Raw genomic sequence first — 20,162 nt, forward strand, 5'->3', positions numbered from 1 at the left:
GTCCGGAAACGCGTCGAAACAATGAGGTAGACCCGCGCCGCGATTCCGAGAAAAGCGGAACGGCTCTAATGACGCGACCTACGGGGCGCCGGCACAGGCCTCCGGGAACATCTGTTCGGCAGCCTCGACCTCGGCAAGCGTTGGCAGACTGTGCTCGTTGCCGAGGTGCTGGACGGCGTGGGCCGAGGCCGCCCGCGCGAATGCGAAATGCGCTTCCCACGGCATTTCCGGCCGGCTCATCGCCGAATACATGTAGGCGCCGTGGAAAACGTCGCCGGCGCCGTTGGTGTCGACCACCTTCTCCGGCGGAACCGCGAGCGCAGGCATCCAACGCGGCGCCTCGTCGCCCTCGTACCAGACGAGACCGCGTTCGCCCAACGTGATGCCGCCGACCTTACATCCCTTGGCCCGCAACAGCTCCAGCATGCCGCCCTGGGAAACGCGCATCTGCTCGCACATGCGTTCCGAGACAACGGCCACGTCGATGAAGCCCAGGAGCTCGTCGGTGTTGGCGCGCACCGAGCCGCCATCAAGCGAGGTGAGGATCCCCATCTCCCGGCCCATCTTGGCGTAGTGCAGAGCCGCGTCGGCCATGTGCCCATCGAGATGCAACCCCCGGCACCCCTCCAGATTGAGGTTCGGATAGGGATGCAGATAATCGTCGTCGCGGCAGCGGACGATGGCGCGCTTGCCATCGTTGGGCATGATGAAGGAGAGAGACGATTCCCGCACCTTCCGGCTGTGGATGGTCATGCCGTAGCGCGATGCCATTTCGCGGAACATTCTCGCGAGCCAATCGTCGGCCATCTGGCATAGAATGTCCGGCGCAAGTCCCAGCCGACCGCAGGTAAAGGCGGCCGTGACCGCATTTCCGCCAAACGAGACGGCATAGTCGTCGGCAATGGTCTTCTCGTCCCCGGTCGGAATCCGATCGGTTAGGAAGGTTATGTCGATATAGGCTTGCCCGATGAAGAGGGCGTCCATTCCTCGGCCTCCTTTTGGCTTCTGGTCGACCGGTTATCGTCGGTACACGTGCCGGTCCAGTCCCTGGACTTTCACGGAATTGTGGCATGAAAGATTGGCGTTTACCCTAACTCGCGAACGTCGTATCTGATCTTTCCGGAGAATGGAGCCTAAAGGAGCGGTCATGCGGATTCTCATTGTTCCGATCGTCATTGGTTTGATGGTCGGCGCTTGCACGGAAACTCAAACCCAGCGCGGTGCCACCGGCGCCTTGATCGGCGGCGGCTTGGGTGCGGCGACGGGTGCCATCATCGGTGGCGGCGATGCCGGGTCGGCCGTTGCCGGCGGCCTGATCGGCGCTGCGGCGGGCGGTGCGGCCGGTGTCGCCACTGCGCCGAAAGAGGATTGCTACGTCCGCAACCAGTACGGCGAGCTCGTTCGCGTCGCCTGCTGATTTGGATCGGTCGGCAGCCAATCACAAAGGGCGCTTTCGGGCGCCCTTTGTTTTAGGCGCACCTCTCGGAGTTCCGGGGGGGGGGGCGGTATGTCCGTCGGATTCGCGGTAGAAGGCGACGAGAAACCGTCTCTTGCCGCCTTCCAGGCGCGGCGAGAATCCCGGAGCCTATTCCACTCGGATGGCAACATCTGAGCGATAAAGAATGGCTCCAGATTGAATAGCTTGAGCAGGTCCTTGTCGTTTAAATCGAGCCGATTTTTACGGGACATGCTCACGGATCGAGGATTGGAGGAGTTCGTTCATGGCTATCTGGAAATTGGGCTTCGTCTCCGCATGTGCGGCGCTTGCAATGTGCGGCTCTGCTGCCGCGCAGAGCTTCGATTGCGCGAAGGCGTCGAAGCCGGACGAAAAGGCAATCTGCGATAGCCGGGAGCTTGCCAATCTCGACGTTAAAAATGCGACGCTCTACGAGGTAATGACCAATCTCGTTGCCATGGGCGTACGCGGTGACCAGCAGGATGCCGAACGCGCGTTCCTGGAAAAGCGTTCCGCGTGCGGCGCCGACACAAGCTGCATCGCATCTGCCTACCAGGCGCGAATCGCCGAAATTCAGGGCATCCTCAAGGGCATCTACCAGAACGGGCCCTATTGAGGCGCAAGTGCTGATCGGGCAGGCGTTTGTTGCCCGTTGCGCACCAGTCATTGAAAGCGGCTTCGGGAGAGGGCCATGACGAAGGACGCGGCTGGCAGCATCCGTGTGGGCATTGGCGGTTGGACGTTCGCGCCTTGGCGCGGGGCGTTCTATCCCGACAAGCTGCCGCAGAAGCGCGAGCTGGAATATGCCAGCCACCATCTGACCTCGATCGAGATCAACGGCACGTACTATGGCAGCCAGAAGCCGGCGAGCTTCATCAAATGGCGCGACGAGACGCCGGACGATTTCGTCTTTTCGCTGAAGGCGCCCCGCTTTGCCACGAACCGCAAGGTTCTGGCGGAAGCTGGATCATCGATCGGCCGCTTCTTCGACAGTGGCGTGATGGAGCTTGGCGACAAGCTCGGGCCGATCAACTGGCAGTTCGCCACGTCCAAGGCATTCGATCCGGCCGACTTCGAAGCCTTCCTTGAGCTGCTGCCGAAGCAGATCGATGGTCGCGCGATTCGTCATGTCGTCGAGGTTCGTCACGCAAGCTTTCAGGCGCCGGCGTTCGTCGATCTGGTACGCAAGCACGGCGTGGCCGTCGTGATCGCCGGCGATTCGGAGTTTCCGCTGATTGCCGACGTCACCGCGCCATTCGTCTATGTCCGCGCCATGGGCACGATGGAGACGGAGGGAGCCGGCTATTCGAACGCCGATCTCGATCGTTGGGCGGCTCGTGCCGAGACCTGGGCCGCTGGCGGCGCTCCGGATGATCTGGAACTCATTGGCGATCCGCAAAAGGCATCCGGTCCGCGCGACGTGTTTCTCTACGTCATATCCGGCTACAAGCCGGCCAACCCGGCTGCGGCAATGGCGCTGATCGATCGGGTTGGGTGAGACCGCTTGAAATCCGACGCGTGACCGTTAGAGCATTTCCTGTTCAGACTGAATCGGTCCGAGCGGAAAGGAATTGCTCAAGCGATTGAATCTGGAGTCATTTCTTATCGCTCAGATGTTTCCATCCGAGCGGAAAAGGCTCTAACCCGCGCTTGCGCCTTCGGCGACCCGGCCGCGTTCGATGATGTAAGTCTGATCCACCAAGGTGGTGGAATAGACCGCATCCGACTCGGAAATCAGCACGGCGTGATCGCCTTCGTTGCGCAAGGTTGCGAGGATCTCCACCAAGCGCTGCACGAGGGCAGGGGCCACGCCTTCGAACGGTTCGTCTAGGATCATGAGACGGGTGCCCGCCACGAACGCGCGGGCGAGCGCCACCAGCTTCTGCTGTCCGCCGGACAACTGCATCGCGTTGCGGTCGGAGACCTTGGCTACTTCCGGAATCAGATCGTAGATCCGCTTCAGCCGCGTTTCGGCCTCGCCCTTGCGCTTGGCGGCCCAGACCGGCAGGCGGATATTGTCTTCCACGGTCCAGTCCGGAATCAGACGGCGGTCTTCCGGCAGATAGCCCACGCCCTGGCGGGCATGAATATGCGCCGCGGCGGCGGTGGTGTCCTCGCCGCCAATATGAATGGTGCCGGCCTTCACCGGAACCAGGTTCATGGCCGCACGCATCAGGGTGGTCTTGCCCGCTCCGTTTCGGCCGACGAGACCGACGAACGTGTTCGTCGGAACGTGCAGGGAGACATCGCGCAGGATGTCCGCCCCTGCAATCGCGACGGAGACATTTTCGAGGCGAAGCATCAGGCGCCTCCCGTGGTGACATCTTCGCCGACGATCACTTCGGCAACGGTTTCGTCGGCGAACACGACGTCCGGCGCACCATCGGCAATGACCGTGCCGTCGGTGAGCGCGACCACGCGGCTGGCGTAGCGCCGCACGATTTCCATGTCGTGCTCGATGAAGACGACCGTGGTGCCCGAGGTTGCGAAGCGGTCGGCAAGACGCTGCATGACGTCGTGTTTCTCCTCGCTGGAGACACCACTTGTCGGCTCGTCCAGAAGCACCAGACGTGGCTGCGCGGCCGTCGCCATCGCAATGTCGAGGAGCTTGCGCACCCCTTGGGGCAGTTCGCCGACGACGGCGTCGGTGTGCTCGTCGATACCGTAGTGCGCCAGTGCCTCGTGCGCCGCCTTAGCGAGCTTGTCGTTGTCGAAGCGCGACAGGATGGATTCGTGCGGCCGTGCGAGCAGGCTGACGGCGAGCATCATATTTTCCAGCGCCGTGGAGCGTGCAAAGAGCTGTGGAACCTGGAAAGAGCGCGCGATCCCTTTGCGCGCAAGCTTACGCGACGGCACGCCGGTGACATCCTCGCCGGCGAAAAGGACCTGGCCGGAACTGGGCTTCAGGTGACCGGAGACGATGTTCAAAAGCGTGGTCTTTCCGGCACCGTTGGAGCCGATGATGCCGACCACTTCGCCCTCGGAGATGGTGAGGTCGATGGCATTGGCCGCGGCGAAGCCGTCGAAGCTTTTTGCAATGCCGCGGCATTCCAGGATTGGGGTCTCTGTCATGGTTTGGGTCATGAGCGCGGCCCCGTTTGGCTGGGGCTTTGCCGGTTGAGCAGAACCCGGCGGCCCAGCACGAACAGATGGCCGAGGCCGCTCGGCAGGAACAGGATGATGACCAGCATCACGCCGCCAAGGATGAGCTGCCATTCGTCCGGGAAGTAGGCGGTCGCGTAGGTCCGCATGAGCTCTAGGAATACCGAACCGAACAGCGGGCTCAGCACGTTCGCCTGACCGCTGATGAGCACGATGAACACGAACTCACCCGACGTGGTCCAATAGGAGAGGCTCGGATCGGCATAGTGGGCCGACGCAGCCACCAGCGCGCCGCCGGCACTGCCCAACACCGCGGCGACCATGTAGTTGATATGCACCGCCTTCTTCACCGACCAGCCGAGATATTCGATCCGGGTCTCGTTGTCCTCGATGGCCGAGATCAACTTGCCGAAGCGCGAGCGCAGATAGAGATGGGTCAAGACGCCGAACACCGCCCAGATCCAGACGCACAGGAGGAACAGGGCGAAACCGCTCTGTTCGCGCGAGGGCGAAAAGCCGAGATAGGTGAGGCGGCCGACATTGAGGCCATCCGAGCGGCCGAACAGGTCCATCTTCACGGCGATGCCGTAGGCCACCATGGTAATGGCAAGCGTCAGCATCGCGAAGAAGATGCCGCGATACCGGGCGATGAAGAAGCCGAGCAGCCCGGCGAACACGGCCGACACGACCGCTCCGACGACGATTCCGAGGAAAGCGTCCGTGATGCCGAAATGCTGGTAGAGTAGGGCCAGCGCATAGGCGCCGACAAAGTAGAAAAAGCCCTGGCCGAACGACAGCAATCCGGCACGCAGCAGAATCATGCAGCCAAGCGCCGGCAGTGACGCGGCGATGGCGATCTGCAGGAGAAAGGTTACCCAGCCCGGCATGGCTGGATAGGCGAATGACAGCGCGATCGCACCAGCGGCGACGGCGAGAATGGTCGGATCGATCAGTCGGTTTTTCATATTTTGCGCGCGATCGGTCGAGCGAACAGGCCGTAGGGGCGGATCGCGAGGACGAGGGCCATCACCGCGTAGACGGCGAACACGGCGAGGTCGGGAAACAGGTGGGTTGCCAACGCGCGGGCGAGCCCCACCACCAGCGCGCCGACGACGGCGCCGCCGATGCTGCCGAGACCGCCGATGACGATCACGGCGAAGGCAAGGACGATCACTTCGACGCCAATGCCGGGATTGACCGCGATCTTCGGCGCCGTGACAGCGCCGGCGAAGGCGCCGAGCATCGTGCCGACGACGAAGGTGCCGGTCATGATGGCGGCGACGTTGACGCCCATGGAGGCGCTCATTTCGCGGTCGTGGACGACGGCGATCACGCACTTGCCGGTGCGCGTTCGGTTGAGGACGAACCAAGTGCCGAGCGCGACGATCACGGCGATCGCAACCGTCAGCACGTCGTAGACGGGATAGGCGAGGGGGCCGAGGTCGACCATCCCGAAGGCGTTGCGTGGCTGGAAAGCGTAGAGCGAGGCACCGCCGAAGACGAGCTTGGTGATGTCTTCCAGCATCAGGAACAGGGCATAGGTGGCGAACAGCACCAGCACTTCCGGGTGATCGTAGAGCCGCACCAGCACGGTGCGCTCCAGGACGAGGCCCAAGAGACCGCCGACGAGAACCGCGCCGCCGAAGGCAAGCAGGAGCTGGACGCCGGTGGAGAACCCGGCATCGACGCTCGCGCCAATGGCGTAGGCCGCGACATAGGCCCCGATGGCATAGAAGCCGCCATGGGCGATGTTAATCAGGCGCAGGACCCCGAAGACGAGCGTCAGGCCGATGGCGACCAGAAATAGCCAGCCGGCGTAGGCGATGCCGTCGATCAGGATGATTTGGGCGAGATTCATGGTCTCTCTAAAGTCGGATCGCGGAAATGCGGGAACCGGTGGTTCACCCGCGGGGTGAGAGGCGCGCCAGACTCCGAGGGAAGCCCGGCGCACCGTCTCTTAGCGATAAGGGAAGAGCTAGCCGCCGATCAGCAGCTTGCGCCCTCAAAGCCCGACTTGATCCACTCGAGTGCCTTCTGGCCCTCCGGCGGGTTCACGCATTTCGCATCGTAGATCTTGATCTGCTCGATGATCGGCGCGTCCTTCTCGCTGTCCCAGCCGGTGTAGACGCCGTAGCCGGTGTCGGAGATGCCCTGGTGGCCGTTGTGAAGCGCCATGGAGATCGGATAGCCGTTCACGGTGTCGAAGGTCATGCCCTCGAACGCGCTTACGATTGCATCGGTATCCGGCAGGTCCCCGGCGGGCGCACCGGCTGCCTCGGCGGCCGCCTTGACGGCGAGCAGACCCTGGGCGGCGACATAGGCCGCCATAGGCGGATACTTGTCATATGCCTTCTGATAGGCGTCCGCGAACCAGGTGGAGAGTTCGGTCTCCTTGGCGAGGTAGGAATTCGGCCCGCGCGAGCCGACGATGGTGCCGTCGATGGTGTTCTTGCCGAGGCCGTCGATCGCGCCGGTGCCCAGCGTGAAGGCAAACCGCGTGCTCGAACCCAGACCGCGCGAGGCCGCCTGCAGCATCAGCGCATCCGCATCACCGCCCCAGAACGAGACGAAGGTCAGGTCGGCCGGATCGCTCGCCAGTGCGCTGAGCTCGCTGCCGTACTCGCCGGCACCCAGGCTCGGGAACAGCGCGTTCTTGTACTCAACGTCGTCGCTGAGCACGTTCATCGCCGCCTGGAACTCCGCCCAGTTGTCCTGGCCCCAGGAATAGTCCTGGTTGACGCCGGAAACGGTCTTGATGTCCGGGAACTCTTCGGTGACGTAGCGGGCGAGCGCGACCTGATCCATCGTGCCCATGGGCGAGGAGCGGAACGCGTAGACCGGATCGGTGTCGATCTCTTCGAACAGCTGCGGGTTGCCGCAGTGGAAGAAGTTGGTCAGCGTCTGCAGCTCTTCGATGATCGGCGCCAGCGCGTTGCAGTTCGACGACGAGGTGTAGCCCAGCACCATGTCGACGCCCTCGCGCTCGACCAGGCGGCGATATTCGGCGATCTGCTTGCGCACGCCGCCGGCCTCATCGATGAAGATCGGCTCGATGGAAACGCCGTTGATGCCGGTCGCCTGGTAGGGCGCGGGCACTTCGCCGGCATTGAGCGCGTCCACCATCAGCTTGGCGCCGTCGCGGGCGGGCGTGCCGTAGGCCGCGCCGGCACCGGACAGGAAGTAGACGAAGCCGATCTTAACACTGTCCTGAGCGAGCGCGGAATTTGCAGCCACGAAAGGAACGGCGGCAAGGCAGGTGGCAGCGCACAGCCGCGTTGTCAGGCTGTGTTGCAGGGCTGTCATCATGTTTTGTCTCCGGCTTTTCGGTTTGTTGACACGACCGGCCCCTGGATCGGCTGCATAAGCCGCCCCTTGACTCCGGCCGCAGGTGGTTGGTGATCAGAGAGACTTGCCGGCAAACGGCCGATTGTAAGCCTCCGATGCCAGCGGGTGCTGGCCCTCGGCAGGTTGAACGTTCCGGGTCCTCATCCTGGACGGGCGGACATGCCCTGAGGCGGACGGGAGAGAACGCCACCAGCCCATGTGAACCCGACGATCAGCGCATACACGCCGTGCAACGGGCCGGGATGACCAGATCGAGGAGCGTGCAACGATAACGGGCGCTGGCCCGCGCAGCGGGCTAACCTGAGGCGGCAACCCATTTGCGCAAGGAGAGAGGTCTCCGTATGCAAGAATCGGTCCGCCCAAAGCCGCGCGACGCAGGCTAGGACGGGCTGGACGGAATGCTTGTCCGCTCCGCTGATGGTCTGCCTGTCGTTCATGCGCTCCCAAATTGTTTCGCCGCGGCTCGTTGCACTGCAATCCGTAGGCAACGAGAGCTCGAAAGCCGCTTCGGCGTGAGGGCAAGAAGCGCCCCTCCGAGCAGTTATCTCGACGCGCGTGAAGGGCCTTGAGTGAGGCTCACGAAATCGACCAAGTGACGAATTCACCTCAATTTTTTAGCCGGACCAGCGGAAAGGGTAAACCCGCCGAGGCTCAAAACCGGCGCCCTTGACCGCGCTTGTATACGTTTTAGGTGCAATGCAGCAGGAGGGCTCGGCGGGGTCTCGATACGAAAAGTGCTTTGTGGTCAAAAGATTTAATCGACCTGCGGCGGCCGCAATTTTGCCATCCGACGTGCCGTGCGATTTTGTCGCACTCATTTTCGTCCACAGTGGTTCGCTCTTCGCCGAAATCGAATGCCACGCGAATTTGCCTCGATGAATCGCGAGCGTGCAGTGCGCGATTTTGAATTGAAAATCCTGGCCGCTCCTTGATCTCGAGAGGCAGGCGGTGCCTCACGGGCAGGCAACTCCGCGCCCCCAAATGCAAAACGGCCAGTCGTTTCCGACCGGCCGCCAGACTTTACAGAGAACTCAGACCAAATTAGCGGTGCGGTTCTCCCTTGGTGTCTCCCCGGCCCGGCTTGGGCACACGCTCGACGGTCGTGGTTGCAGGGCGCCTTTTCGCCTCGTCAACGGGGATGAAATGGCCGGTCCTCGAGTCGCGGCCGATATCGAAAGTTTTACGTTCGCTCATAGCTGTTGTCCTTTGCTAGCTATGCGCCAAGGTTCCGTCTCGACTTTCACAATCGAATCCGCGACTGTCCGAAGTGCCAACAAAGGACACGGCTTCGGTCATGTTCGTCGCCCGCCAGGACCTTGGCTGGTTTCTCGCGGGTAGAAGGCCGGGGCGTTTGCTCCGGCCTTTTTCTTTGTGCGGAAGATCCGCGGTAAATTGCGTTTACGTTCTGTTCCCGTATCTTTGATCGGGCGCCGTTTTCGGCGCCCGATCTTGAGTTGGCTGCTTTTGCAGCTTTCGATCAGCTGCAGCCGCTGGTGGCGCCGCAGGTGTCGCACTTCAGGCAGGTGCCGTTGCGCACCATGGTGAAGTTGCCGCATTCGCCGCAGGCTTCGCCCTCGTAACCCTGGAGCCGGGCGAGGGCGACCTTGCTGGCCTCTTCCGACTTGCGGTTACGGGCGTTGTCGCGGGCCTCGCTGCCGAGCAGGCTTTCCACCTCGCGGCGGACCTCTTCGATCGAGAGGTCGTCGGTCTCCACCTCCACGTCGGATTCCACGTCGCGGCTGTAGGCGGTCTGAACCTCGGTCCTGAGCGCGGTCACCGTCGCCGAGCCGCCATGCGCGGTGGCGCCACCACTGGCGGAGCCGCGCGGCTCGCCTTTCAGTACCTGGAAGCGCTGGGTCTGGCCGCGCACGAGGCCGTGGGAGACCGGCACTACCTGTGGCTTGTCGCCTTCGACGCCGCGGCCGATCGTGGTCGCGCCGGCGTCCTCCGGTTGGACGTGGGCGAGTTCGTTGCGTCCGAGATAGGAGACCGCGAGCTCGCGAAACACGTAGTCGAGGATCGAGGTCGCGTTCTTGATCGCCTCGTTGCCCTGAACCATGCCGGCCGGTTCGAAGCGGGTGAAGGTGAACGCGTCGACGAACTCCTCCAGCGGCACGCCATATTGCAGGCCGAGCGAGATGGCGATGGCGAAGTTGTTCATCATCGCCCGGAAGGCCGCACCCTCCTTGTGCATGTCGATGAAGATCTCGCCAAGCCGGCCATCATCGTACTCGCCGGTGCGCAGATAGACCTTGTGGCCACCGACGATCGCCTTCTGGGTGTAGCCCTTGCGCCGGTTCGGCATCGGGTCGCGCTCGCGAACCGCCCGTTCGACGATCCGCTCTACAATGCGCTCGGCGGCCACCGCCGCGCGGGCCTGGGCCGGCTGGGTGGCGGCCATCGCCTCCGCCTGCTCTTCCGCCTCGTCTTCGTCGTCGGAGAGGAGCTGGCTGTTCAGCGGCTGCGACAGCTTGGAACCGTCGCGATAAAGCGCGTTGGCCTTCAGCGCCAGCCGCCAGGAGGTCATGTAGGCCTCCTTGCAGTCGTCGACGGTGGCATCGTTCGGCATGTTGATGGTCTTGGAGATCGCCCCGGAGATGAACGGCTGGGCGGCCGCCATCATCCGAATGTGGCTCGCCACCGACAGATAGCGCTTACCAATCCGGCCGCACGGGTTGGCGCAGTCGAACACCGGCAGATGCTCGGCCTTCAAATGCGGGGCACCTTCCACGGTCATCGCACCGCAAACGTGGATGTTCGCCTTTTCGATCTCGGCCTTGGAAAAGCCGAGCTCCGCCAGAAGGTCGAACATCGGGTCGTCGAGCTTCTCCGCCGCGATCCCGAGGGTTTCCGTCAGGAACGCCTCGCCGAGCGACCACTTGGTGAAGGCGAAGCGGATGTCGAACGCCGCCTTCAGCCCGCCTTCGATCGCGGCGATCTTGTCGTCGGTGAAGCCCTTCGCCTTCAAGGCGTCGTGGTTGATCGCCGGGGCGCCTTTGAGCGTGCCGTGGCCGACCGCGTAGGTGACGATCTCCGCAATCTCGCTCTCGGAGTAGCCGAGCGCGTCGAGCGCCTTCGGCACCGCGTGGTTGATGATCTTGAAGTAGCCGCCGCCGGCGAGCTTCTTGAACTTCACCAGCGCGAAGTCGGGCTCGATGCCGGTGGTGTCGCAATCCATGACCAGGCCGATCGTGCCGGTCGGCGCGATCACGGTGGACTGAGCGTTGCGATAGCCATAGCGCTCGCCGAGCTCCAGCGCGCGATCCCAGGCGCGCATGGCATGATCCACCAGCCGCCGATCCGGGCAGGAGGCATGGTCGAGCGGGACCGGATCGGTGCGCAGCAGCTCATAGCCGCCGGAATGACCATGGGCGGCGCGGCGATGATTGCGCATCACCCGCAGCATGGCGGCGCGGTTGCGGCCGAACTCGGGGAAGGGGGCCAGATCGCGGGCGATCTCGGCGGAGGTCGCGTACGCCGTGCCGGTCATGATTGCGGTGATGGCGCCGCAGATGGCCCGGCCCTCATCGGAATCGTAGGAGATGCCCGAGGTCATCAAGAGGCCGCCGATGTTGGCGTAGCCGAGGCCCAGCGTGCGGTAGTCGTAGGAAAGCTTGGCGATCTGCGGCGAGGGGAACTGCGCCATCATCACCGAGATTTCCAGCACCAGCGTCCACAGCTTCACCGCGTGCTCGAACGATTCCACCTCGAAGCGGCCGTCCTCGCCCAGGAACTGCATCAGGTTCGCCGAGGCGAGATTGCAGGCCGTGTCGTCCAGGAACATGTATTCCGAGCACGGATTGGAGGCCTGGATGTCGCCGCCGGCGGGGCAGGTGTGCCAGTCGTTGATGGTGGTGTGGAACTGGATGCCGGGATCGGCAGAGGCCCAGGCCGCATGGCCGATCTTCTCCCAAAGCTCGCGCGCCTTGATGGTCTTGGCGACCTTCTTGTCGGTGCGGCGCACCAGATCCCAGTCGCCGTCCTGCTCGACGGCGTTCAGGAAGGTGTCGGTCACGCGCACGGAGTTGTTGGAGTTCTGGCCGGAAACGGTGAGGTAGGCTTCCGAATCCCAGTCGGTGTCGAAGGTCGGAAACTCGATCTCGGTGTAGCCCTGGCGTGCGAACTGAATGACGCGGCGGATATAGTTTTCCGACACCATCGCCTTCTTGGCGGCGCGGATCTCGCGCTTCAGCGCCGGGTTCTTCTCCGGCAGGTAGCAGTCGTCGCCCGGGCCTTCGCAATTCACGCAGGCCTTCATGATGGCCTGAAGGTGCTTCTTCACCGTCTTGGAGCCGGTAACGAGAGCGGCGACCTTCTGCTCCTCGCGGACCTTCCAGTCCACATAGGCCTCAATGTCGGGATGGTCGACGTCGACCACCACCATCTTGGCTGCGCGTCGGGTGGTGCCGCCGGACTTGATCGCGCCCGCTGCCCGGTCGCCGATCCGAAGGAAGCTCATCAGGCCGGAGGAGCGGCCACCGCCGGACAGCGGCTCGCCTTCGCCGCGCAGCTCGGAGAAGTTGGAGCCGGTCCCGGAGCCGTACTTGAACAGCCGCGCCTCACGCACCCACAGGTCCATGATGCCGCTGTCGTTGACCAGATCGTCGTGGACCGACTGAATGAAGCAGGCGTGCGGCTGCGGATGTTCGTAGGCCGTCTGCGAACGGGTCAGCTCGCCGGTCTGATAGTCGACGTAGAAGTGACCCTGGCTCGGCCCGTCGATGCCGTAGGCCCAATGCAGGCCGGTGTTGAACCACTGGGGCGAATTCGGCGCGACCTTCTGGGTGGCGAGCATGTAGGCAAGCTCGTCGAAAAAGGCGCGGGCGTCGTCCTCGCCATCGAAATAGCCGCCTTTCCAGCCCCAATAGGTCCAGGTACCGGCAAGCCGGTCGAACACCTGGCGCGCATCCATCTCCGGACCGGACCGCTCCGCTTCCGGCATCGCCGCCAGCGCCTCGGTGTCGGCCGTGGAGCGCCACAGCCAGCTCGGCACGTCGTTCTCTTCGACCCGCTTCAAAACCGCAGGCACGCCGGCCTTGCGGAAATATTTCTGGGCCAGCACGTCCGTGGCGACCTGGCTCCAGGCCGCCGGAACGTCGATGTCGGCAAGCCGGAACACCACCGAGCCATCCGGATTGCGGATCTCGCTGGTCGACCGCCGGAATTCGATCCCCTCATAAGGGGAGTGCCCGGCCTGAGTGTAACGTCGCTCGATCCGCATGTCTCTGTCGTCCCTGCTCGTGCCGGCGCGCCAGGCGCCGCTTCGTTCCCGCCTCCCGAGCGCGCTCGCATCGCGCCGGGCGGCAGATGCCGATCCCGCATGTTGTCGGGAATTCTACCCGAAATACTAGATATGGGGTACTAACGAATTGTTTAAAGCGAAGCGCCGTGTGGTCTGATAGGCACAAGTCATCCCCGTACGCCGACGCCAAACGCGCCGCCGCCTGTCAAAAAACTGTGCGGTTCCGGGGTTCCTATGGGGGGCGACCAGCCGGTGCTGCTCGATGGTTTGGAGAGTATGGCGAGTCGACGGAGTGGTCAACGGGTTGTGTGTCCCTCCGGGGCGCGACCCCATATATATTGTGTCGGCTGTGAATAGTGGGGACGACGCACCCTTTGCGTCGCGATCGGGGAGGTGGAACTCCGCGCTCGGCCTGGCGTTTGCTCAAATCAAGTGGAAACAAGGCTGTCGTGCGCTGCTTCGTCATCATCAATCCGCGTGCTGGAGCCGGGCTCGACGATCCGGATTTTTCCGCCACCATTCGGGGCCTGTTTCGCCGCGCGGGGATCGACGCGACATTCGCGGACGACGGGGCCGACATCGCCGCTCAGATCGACGAAGCGCGCGCCAGTGGTCTCCCGATCGTCGCCGTCGTGGGTGGTGACGGTACCGTGATGGCCGCGGCGCAAGCCTTCGTGGGTACGGAAACAACGTTGGCCATCATTCCTGCCGGGACCATGAACGTGTTGGCTCGCGAACTCGGCGTGCCGCAGGCGAGGGACATCGCCGTGGCGCTGATTGCAAGCGGCGAGGCGCGCGCGATCGATGTCGGCACGGTCAACGGCCGCATTTTTCTGGTCAATTCGGTCCTGGGCGCACCGTCCCGCCTGGCCCGGCGGCGCGAAGGCTTCCGAGGACGTTCCAGCGGCCGCTTCTATGCCCGCCTCATTCGCGCCGGTCTGCGGGCTCTCAAGCGTTATCCGGCGATGGGCGTGCGCATAGAAACCGAAGGCGAGGAGCGCCCGATGCGCACCCGCGCGCTGGCCGTGGTCGTGAACGACTATGCCGAAGGCTTCGGCAAGGTGTTGACGCGCGCCTCGCTGGACGGCGGACAGCTGGTGATCTACGCGCTGAAGCCGATCACACCGTGGCGGCTCATCGGCCTGGCGCTTTCCATGGTGATGGGCCGATGGCGCAACGATCAACGGCTGCTGCGGCTGCCTGTCCAATCCGCACGTATCACCACACGCCGCAAGCGCGTCCGGGTCATGAATGACGGAGAGACCGTTCTGATCACGCCACCGCTCGACTATGCGATCAGGCCGAAAGCGCTCAAGGTTCTCGTTCCCCATGGAACCGGATTCCGCTCCACGTCCGCCCCGGCAACCGCGCCGATCCCAGCAGCTTCCTGAATGACGCGTCTTGCCCATATTTCCGACCTGCATTTCGGCAAGGTCAATCCGCGCGCGGCTATCGCTTTGGTCGACGAGCTCTCGGCACAAGCACCTGACTTGGTGGTGGTGTCCGGCGATCTCACCCAGGTGGCAGACCATGGAGAGTTTGAGGACGCGCGACGCTATCTAGACGGGTTGAGTCTGCCCTGGTTCGCCGTACCCGGCAACCACGACATCTCGCCCTATCGCTTGCTGGAGCGTTTCCTCGACCCGTTCCGCGCCTACCGCCGGTTCATCGATCGCGACATCGAACCCATCCACGTCGGCGACGACGTCGTGCTTGTGGGCGTCAACACCGCACGGCGCATGGCACTGGAGCTGAACTGGTCCCATGGCAGCATCAATGCCGGACAGATCCGCCAGGTGGAGGCCGCCCTCGCGGCCGCGCCATCGAACCGAGTGGCGATCGTCGTGGCGCACCATCCTTTCCGCCCGCCCGAGGACGATCCCGACGCCCGCTTGGTCGGCCGCGCGGAGCTCGCTCTTGCGCGATTTGCAAAGGCCGGCGTGCGGCTGATCCTTTCCGGACACCTTCACAGAGGCTATATGCGGATTGTGACGCCGGACGACGTCACACAGACCAACGAGCTGAAGGTCCTGCAGGCTGGCTCGGCGATCTCGACCCGGCTGCGTGACGAACCCAACGCCTACAACCTGATCGAGGTCACCGGCGACCACCTCGACATCCGAACGAGGATATTCGAGGGTGGCGCCTGGCAGGATTCGCCGCTTCCGGGCTGGACGACCGTTTGACGGAAGCGGCGCGCGCGGCTCCGCCAAAAGTACTGAAGCGTAAGGATCAACAGGAATGGATCAAGCGCTTGCGAGCAAGGCCAACCCTGGCACGCTCGAGGCAGAAATCGCCAATCGACGGACGTTTGCGATCATTTCGCACCCGGACGCTGGCAAGACGACGCTGACGGAGAAGCTGCTTTATTTCGGTGGCGCTATCCGGCTGGCCGGACAGGTGCGCGCGCGCGGCGAACGCCGGCGCACACAATCTGACTGGATGGCCATCGAACAGCAGCGCGGCATCTCCGTGACGAGCTCGGTGATGACCTTCGAACGCGATGGCGTCACCTTCAACCTGCTCGATACGCCCGGCCATGAAGATTTCTCCGAGGACACCTACCGCACGCTGACGGCCGTCGATTCCGCCGTGATGGTGATCGATGCGGCGAAGGGTATCGAGTCCCAGACCCTGAAGCTGTTCGAGGTGTGTCGTCTGCGCGACGTTCCGATCATCACCTACATCAACAAGGTGGACCGGGAAGGCCGCGATCCGTTCGAGCTGATGGACGAGATCTCCGACAAGTTGGCCTTGGACGTCACTCCCGTGACCTGGCCAATCGGAATGGGGACGCAGTTCAAAGGCTGCTACAATCTGCGCGACAACATGTTCCTGCGGCCAAACCGGGAAGGGGCAGGGGCGTTCGAAGAAGGGATCCGCGTCAACGGCATCATGGATCCCAAGGTGGACGAGTTGGTTGGCGACGACACCTTGATGGAGACGTTCCGCTCCGAAGCCGATCTTGCGACCTCCGCCTGCTCCCCGATGGATCTTCAGTCCTACCGGGAAGGCCACCTGACGCCGGTCTATTTCGGTTCTGCCTTGCGCGATTTCTGCGTCTCCGACCTCTTGGATGGAATCGGTGCTTGGGCGCCGCCGCCGCGCGTCCAGCCCGCCGAACCGCAGCCGGTGGACCCGACCGAAGACAAGGTCACCGCCTTCGTCTTCAAGGTTCAGGCCAACATGGACCCCAATCACCGCGACCGGATCGCCTTCACGCGGATCTGTTCGGGCCGGTTCAAGCGTGGCATGCGGCTCAATCAGGTTGGCACAGGCAAGTCGATGGCGGTTCAGGCACCGATCTTCTTCTTCGCCCAGGACCGCGATATCGCTGAGGAGGCTTTTCCCGGCGACATCCTTGGCATTCCGAACCACGGCACGCTGCGCGTCGGCGATACGCTGTCGGAGCGCACCGATGTGAAGATCACCGGTCTGCCAAGGTTCGCCCCGGAAATCATGCGTCGTGTGCGCACCGGCGATCCGATGAAGATCAAGCAGGTCCGTCGCGCGCTGCACGATCTATCGGAGGAGGGGCTGGCCCAGGTATTCAAGACCCGGCTCGGCTCCGACTGGATCGTTGGTGTCGTGGGCGCTCTGCAGCTCGACGTGATGATCGACCGCATTAAGGCGGAATATAAGGTCGAGATCGGCTTCGAGGCGTCGCCCTATGCCGCCGCGCGCTGGATCTACGGCCCGAAGGAGAAGGTGGAGGAGTTCATCAACAAAAACTCCTCGCAGATCGGCGAGGACAACGACGAAAGCCCCGTCTATCTGGCCAAGAGCGCCTGGGAGCTGAACTACACCGCGGAGCGCTTTCCCGATGTGACCTTCGCCACCACGAAGGAACTGGTCTGAGTCAAGCGCCCATGGCTGGACAGCGGCAGGCCGGATCGCCATAGTCCGCGGGCAAATGGGTGTCGTCCGCAGCCGAAAGCGGATCGACGCGTCGTCCGAATTTGTGTTCCTTGCCGGCGGGACCATTGGCCGGTGCCGATCGACAGAGGCTGTTGCCGTGCTGAAACGTCTGTTTCTCGACATCTTCACCTGGTGGAATTCCGCAACCATCGGAACCCGGGTGCACACCTATTTCAGCGGCGAATTTGTCGGCGAGGACGAGTTCGGCAACCGCTACTATCGCAGCAAGGGCGGCAAGGTGGACCCGACATTGGGGTTCCAGCGGCGCTGGGTGATCTTCAAAGGCGAGGCCGAGGCCACCAAGATCCCTTCTGGCTGGCATGGCTGGATGCACCACAAGGACGTGCCCGCTCCGAGCGAGGTCAGCTACAAGCCGCGCGAATGGGAGAAGCCGTTCCAGCCGAACCTGACCGGGACGGCGGGAGCCTATCGGCCGAAGGGTTCGATCGTTCACCAGGATCCGCATCGTCCGCAGGCGACCGGCGACTACGACGCATGGTCGCCGGGGCAATAGCCAGATGCATCGTGGTCGGCCCCATGCGGACCGGCCACCGTCACCCTTGAAGGCGCTTTAATTTCAACCCTTTACGCTAAAATATTACGGCGAAGAATCAGCAATTCTCGAGGTCGACGAAAGGCTCTTCGCATCGGGACCCCGATCCGGCGGTTCGTGTCTTCGCGTGATCGCGAGGCGGGGTGGGCCGCTTAGCGACAACTGATCAAGGTGGAATGGCAGAGCTCACGCTCGATGGGATCCGGACGGCGGGTAAGGCAGGGATCGCGCGCGCGCTCGCTCTGATCGAAGCCCGCGACGGATCGCTTCGCCATGCCGACCTGCTCGACGAAGCCTTGCGATCGCCTCAAGGCCGCGTGCTCGGCCTTACCGGCCCCCCCGGCGTGGGAAAGTCTACCCTCACCAACCGTTTGATCGCCGACGCGCGCGGACGCGGGCAATCGGTTGCGGTGATTGCGGTCGATCCGTCGTCGCGGCGGACGATGGGAGCGCTGCTCGGTGACCGGACCCGGCTGCGAACAGACCCGGACGACGAACATATCTTCGTTCGCTCTTTCGCCGCGCGGGATCGCCTTGGCGGACTGTCCGATTCGGCGATAGCGGCGACAGTGCTGATGCGCGCGCTCTATGATGTGACCATCGTGGAGACGGTGGGCATCGGGCAGTCGGAAGCCGACATTGCGATGGTCGCCGACACGGTGGTGCTATGCGTCCAGCCAGGTTCGGGGGATTCGCTTCAGTTCATGAAGGCCGGCGTGATGGAGCTGCCCGATGTGGTGGCTGTCACCAAGGCGGATCTCGGCGCTCCGGCGCGGCGGGCGCAAGCCGATGTGGAAGGGGCACTCTCGCTCGCGGTCGAGATCAGCAACTGGCGGCCCAAAGTGCTGACGATTTCCGCCGCCAACGGCTCTGGGCTTGACGCACTTACCACCGCTGTCGCCGGCCATGAAGCATGGCTTTCCGGCGAAGGGCGGCTGCAAGCCCGCCGCCGCGAGCAAGAAGCCGCCTGGGTTGCCGATGCGATTCGCGATCGCTTCGGCTCGGCCGGTCTTGCCGTCTTGCGCAAAACGGGAGAGGGCGCTGCGACGACACCTTTTCGTCGTATTGCCGAGGCATCTGCTGCCCTCGGTGCGCGGTTGAACAGCTAACGTTTCAGCGATCAAGCCAAACAATCCAATGGAAAACAGATCGGTCCGGCAGCTCCGTACGGAGAGTCGGAGCGGCGCTTTTCCTGGGCTTGCGATTGAAACCGATCAAAAAAGATCGGTCTATTTAACGCGTTGGCAACCGTCCCCGCACATCATCGTCTCGTTCCATGCGTGGCGCGCTTGACACGAAGGGCGCCGATCGCACCGCGAAATCCATCAGGGGACTGAAGTCTTGCGTATCCCTGTCTTGTCGTGGCGTTCGGTGGCTTCGGCCGGTGTTGTCGCCCGCCGCCTTCCGCTCGCAGCCGGCGTCTTGCTCGCGCTCGGCAGTCAAGTCGCTCACCAGGACGTGGTCTCCTACATGCTCGCGCAGCAGGCAGGCCCCCGCTATCTCGCGCGGATCGTCAATGCGCCCTATGGCGAAACGATCGCGCCAACCTTCGCCTACGGTACCGCTGTCGGTGAGGTGGAAAGCCGGTCGTCGAAAGTCGCAATGGCGGGCCTCGACGGATTCGAGGCTCTCGGGCTAGCCGACGCCAACGTTGTGGCGCCGGATAAGGCAACGGTCACAACCCTCTCTGTGAGAAGCGAAACCGCTAGCAAGGGCGACCGACTGGCAACCATTCGGCCGGACTCCGGCAATGCCGATATTGGGGCCGGCTCGGTCGCCACAGCCGTCAGCCTGTTAACGCCCGGTACCATCAAGGACTTCCCACGCGTGGCGTTCGTGCGTCCGGAAGGCTTCGAAGGCGCGCCGGGAGCCAAGAGCCTGCTTGCTGCCGGCGGCATCGAACCGAACGAGTCCGCGCAGGCAGCCACGGCCCGCTTCCTGGCAGCCACGACGGCCGCGACCAGTGCCTCGCTGGCATCGGCCTATGCCTCGGAAGGCGGGATTGATCTGAACGCGCCATTCGAAGCGCTATTGGGTCAAGGTGCCGGCACGGCGAAGACCGCCGGACCACTCGACCACTGGTGGTCCGACCGCCCGCTGCCGGAAGACATCACCGATGCCCGCCAGATCAAATGTCTGGCGGAGGCGGTCTATTTCGAGGCGCGCAGCGAAAGCCGGCTCGGCCAGATGGCGGTCGCTCAGGTCGTGATCAACCGGGTGAAGAACCCAGCCTATCCTGATACGATCTGTGGCGTCGTCTACCAAAACAAGGGCTGGTTCAACCGCTGCCAATTCTCCTTCGCTTGCGATCGCGTCCGTGACGTCGTCAACGACCGGCCGGCCTGGACCCAGGCGATGGAGATCGCCAACGGCTACACCAAGCAGACCATGTGGCTGCCGTCGATCGGGGCCTCGACCCACTATCACGCGACCTATGTCAGCCCGAAATGGGCGCCGCATATGAAGCGCTTGGAGCGGATCGGCCACCATGTCTTCTATCTGACGTTCGGCGGCGACTGGACGTAGCGAGACGTCAGGACAAGCGG

General features: G+C 63.5%; 16 protein-coding genes. 9 read left to right on the top strand and 7 right to left on the bottom strand.

The window, feature by feature from the left end; all coding sequences use genetic code 11:
• Positions 1–78: 78 nt before the first annotated feature.
• A complete protein-coding gene (locus tag HNS03_RS11260) occupies positions 79–984 on the bottom strand; it encodes a PfkB family carbohydrate kinase (protein WP_367195364.1) in 906 nt (301 codons plus the stop codon).
• A gap of 163 nt (positions 985–1,147) precedes the next feature.
• Between HNS03_RS11260 and HNS03_RS11265 the strand changes: the two genes are divergently transcribed.
• From HNS03_RS11265 to HNS03_RS11275, 3 genes are all read left to right on the top strand, one after another.
• Complete coding sequence (locus tag HNS03_RS11265) at positions 1,148–1,417, top strand: bacteriocin (protein WP_367195365.1); 270 nt, start codon at positions 1,148–1,150, stop codon at positions 1,415–1,417.
• A 304-nt stretch (positions 1,418–1,721) separates the two neighbouring features.
• A complete protein-coding gene (locus tag HNS03_RS11270; RefSeq protein ID WP_367195367.1) occupies positions 1,722–2,072 on the top strand; it encodes a lysozyme inhibitor LprI family protein in 351 nt (116 codons plus the stop codon).
• 75 nt (positions 2,073–2,147) lie between these two features.
• A complete protein-coding gene (locus HNS03_RS11275) occupies positions 2,148–2,954 on the top strand; it encodes a DUF72 domain-containing protein (protein ID WP_367195368.1) in 807 nt (268 codons plus the stop codon).
• Between the two features lie 141 nt (positions 2,955–3,095).
• Here the strand turns inward: HNS03_RS11275 and HNS03_RS11280 are convergent, their stop codons facing one another.
• The 6 genes from HNS03_RS11280 to HNS03_RS11305 all read right to left on the bottom strand — a co-directional run bounded on the left by HNS03_RS11280 (position 3,096) and on the right by HNS03_RS11305 (position 13,124).
• Positions 3,096–3,758, bottom strand: a complete 663-nt coding sequence (locus HNS03_RS11280; RefSeq protein ID WP_367195370.1) for an ABC transporter ATP-binding protein — start codon at positions 3,756–3,758, stop codon at positions 3,096–3,098.
• Positions 3,758–4,528: an ABC transporter ATP-binding protein gene (locus tag HNS03_RS11285; protein WP_367195371.1), complete on the bottom strand. Its 771-nt coding sequence runs from the start codon at positions 4,526–4,528 to the stop codon at positions 3,758–3,760. The genes HNS03_RS11280 and HNS03_RS11285 overlap by 1 nt, the downstream gene beginning before the upstream one ends.
• Positions 4,529–4,536: 8 nt before the next feature.
• On the bottom strand, positions 4,537–5,523 hold the full coding sequence (locus HNS03_RS11290) for a branched-chain amino acid ABC transporter permease (protein ID WP_367195372.1): 987 nt from the start codon (positions 5,521–5,523) through the stop codon (positions 4,537–4,539).
• Positions 5,520–6,416, bottom strand: a complete 897-nt coding sequence (locus HNS03_RS11295; RefSeq protein ID WP_367195373.1) for a branched-chain amino acid ABC transporter permease — start codon at positions 6,414–6,416, stop codon at positions 5,520–5,522. The genes HNS03_RS11290 and HNS03_RS11295 overlap by 4 nt, the downstream gene beginning before the upstream one ends.
• 128 nt (positions 6,417–6,544) lie before the next feature.
• The gene (locus HNS03_RS11300; protein ID WP_367195375.1) at positions 6,545–7,864 is read right to left on the bottom strand and encodes an ABC transporter substrate-binding protein; all 1,320 of its coding nucleotides are present in this window, start codon (positions 7,862–7,864) and stop codon (positions 6,545–6,547) included.
• A 1,516-nt stretch (positions 7,865–9,380) separates the two neighbouring features.
• Entirely contained in the window at positions 9,381–13,124 is a 3,744-nt protein-coding gene (locus tag HNS03_RS11305) for a vitamin B12-dependent ribonucleotide reductase (RefSeq protein ID WP_367195376.1), read from the bottom strand.
• Between the two features lie 470 nt (positions 13,125–13,594).
• On the opposite strand from HNS03_RS11305, the gene HNS03_RS11310 reads away from it, so the two are divergent.
• The 6 genes from HNS03_RS11310 to HNS03_RS11335 all read left to right on the top strand — a co-directional run bounded on the left by HNS03_RS11310 (position 13,595) and on the right by HNS03_RS11335 (position 20,142).
• Positions 13,595–14,536: a diacylglycerol kinase family protein gene (locus HNS03_RS11310; RefSeq protein ID WP_367195377.1), complete on the top strand. Its 942-nt coding sequence runs from the start codon at positions 13,595–13,597 to the stop codon at positions 14,534–14,536.
• Positions 14,537–15,331, top strand: a complete 795-nt coding sequence (locus HNS03_RS11315) for a metallophosphoesterase (RefSeq protein ID WP_367195378.1) — start codon at positions 14,537–14,539, stop codon at positions 15,329–15,331.
• Positions 15,332–15,386: 55 nt separating this feature from the next.
• Positions 15,387–17,003 carry a peptide chain release factor 3 gene (locus HNS03_RS11320; protein ID WP_367195379.1) on the top strand — a complete coding sequence of 539 codons (1,617 nt, stop codon included), beginning with the start codon at positions 15,387–15,389 and terminating at the stop codon, positions 17,001–17,003.
• Between the two features lie 160 nt (positions 17,004–17,163).
• Positions 17,164–17,577, top strand: coding sequence for an NADH:ubiquinone oxidoreductase subunit NDUFA12 (locus HNS03_RS11325; protein WP_367195533.1), 414 nt, complete (start codon positions 17,164–17,166; stop codon positions 17,575–17,577).
• 215 nt (positions 17,578–17,792) lie between these two features.
• Entirely contained in the window at positions 17,793–18,725 is a 933-nt protein-coding gene (meaB, locus tag HNS03_RS11330) for a methylmalonyl Co-A mutase-associated GTPase MeaB (protein ID WP_367195380.1), read from the top strand.
• 232 nt (positions 18,726–18,957) lie between these two features.
• Positions 18,958–20,142, top strand: a complete 1,185-nt coding sequence (locus HNS03_RS11335) for a cell wall hydrolase (protein WP_367195381.1) — start codon at positions 18,958–18,960, stop codon at positions 20,140–20,142.
• The last annotated feature ends 20 nt before the right edge of the window (positions 20,143–20,162 follow it).

The sequence above is a fragment of the Amorphus sp. 3PC139-8 genome (genome assembly GCF_040750475.1).
Lineage (GTDB): Bacteria > Pseudomonadota > Alphaproteobacteria > Rhizobiales > Amorphaceae > Amorphus.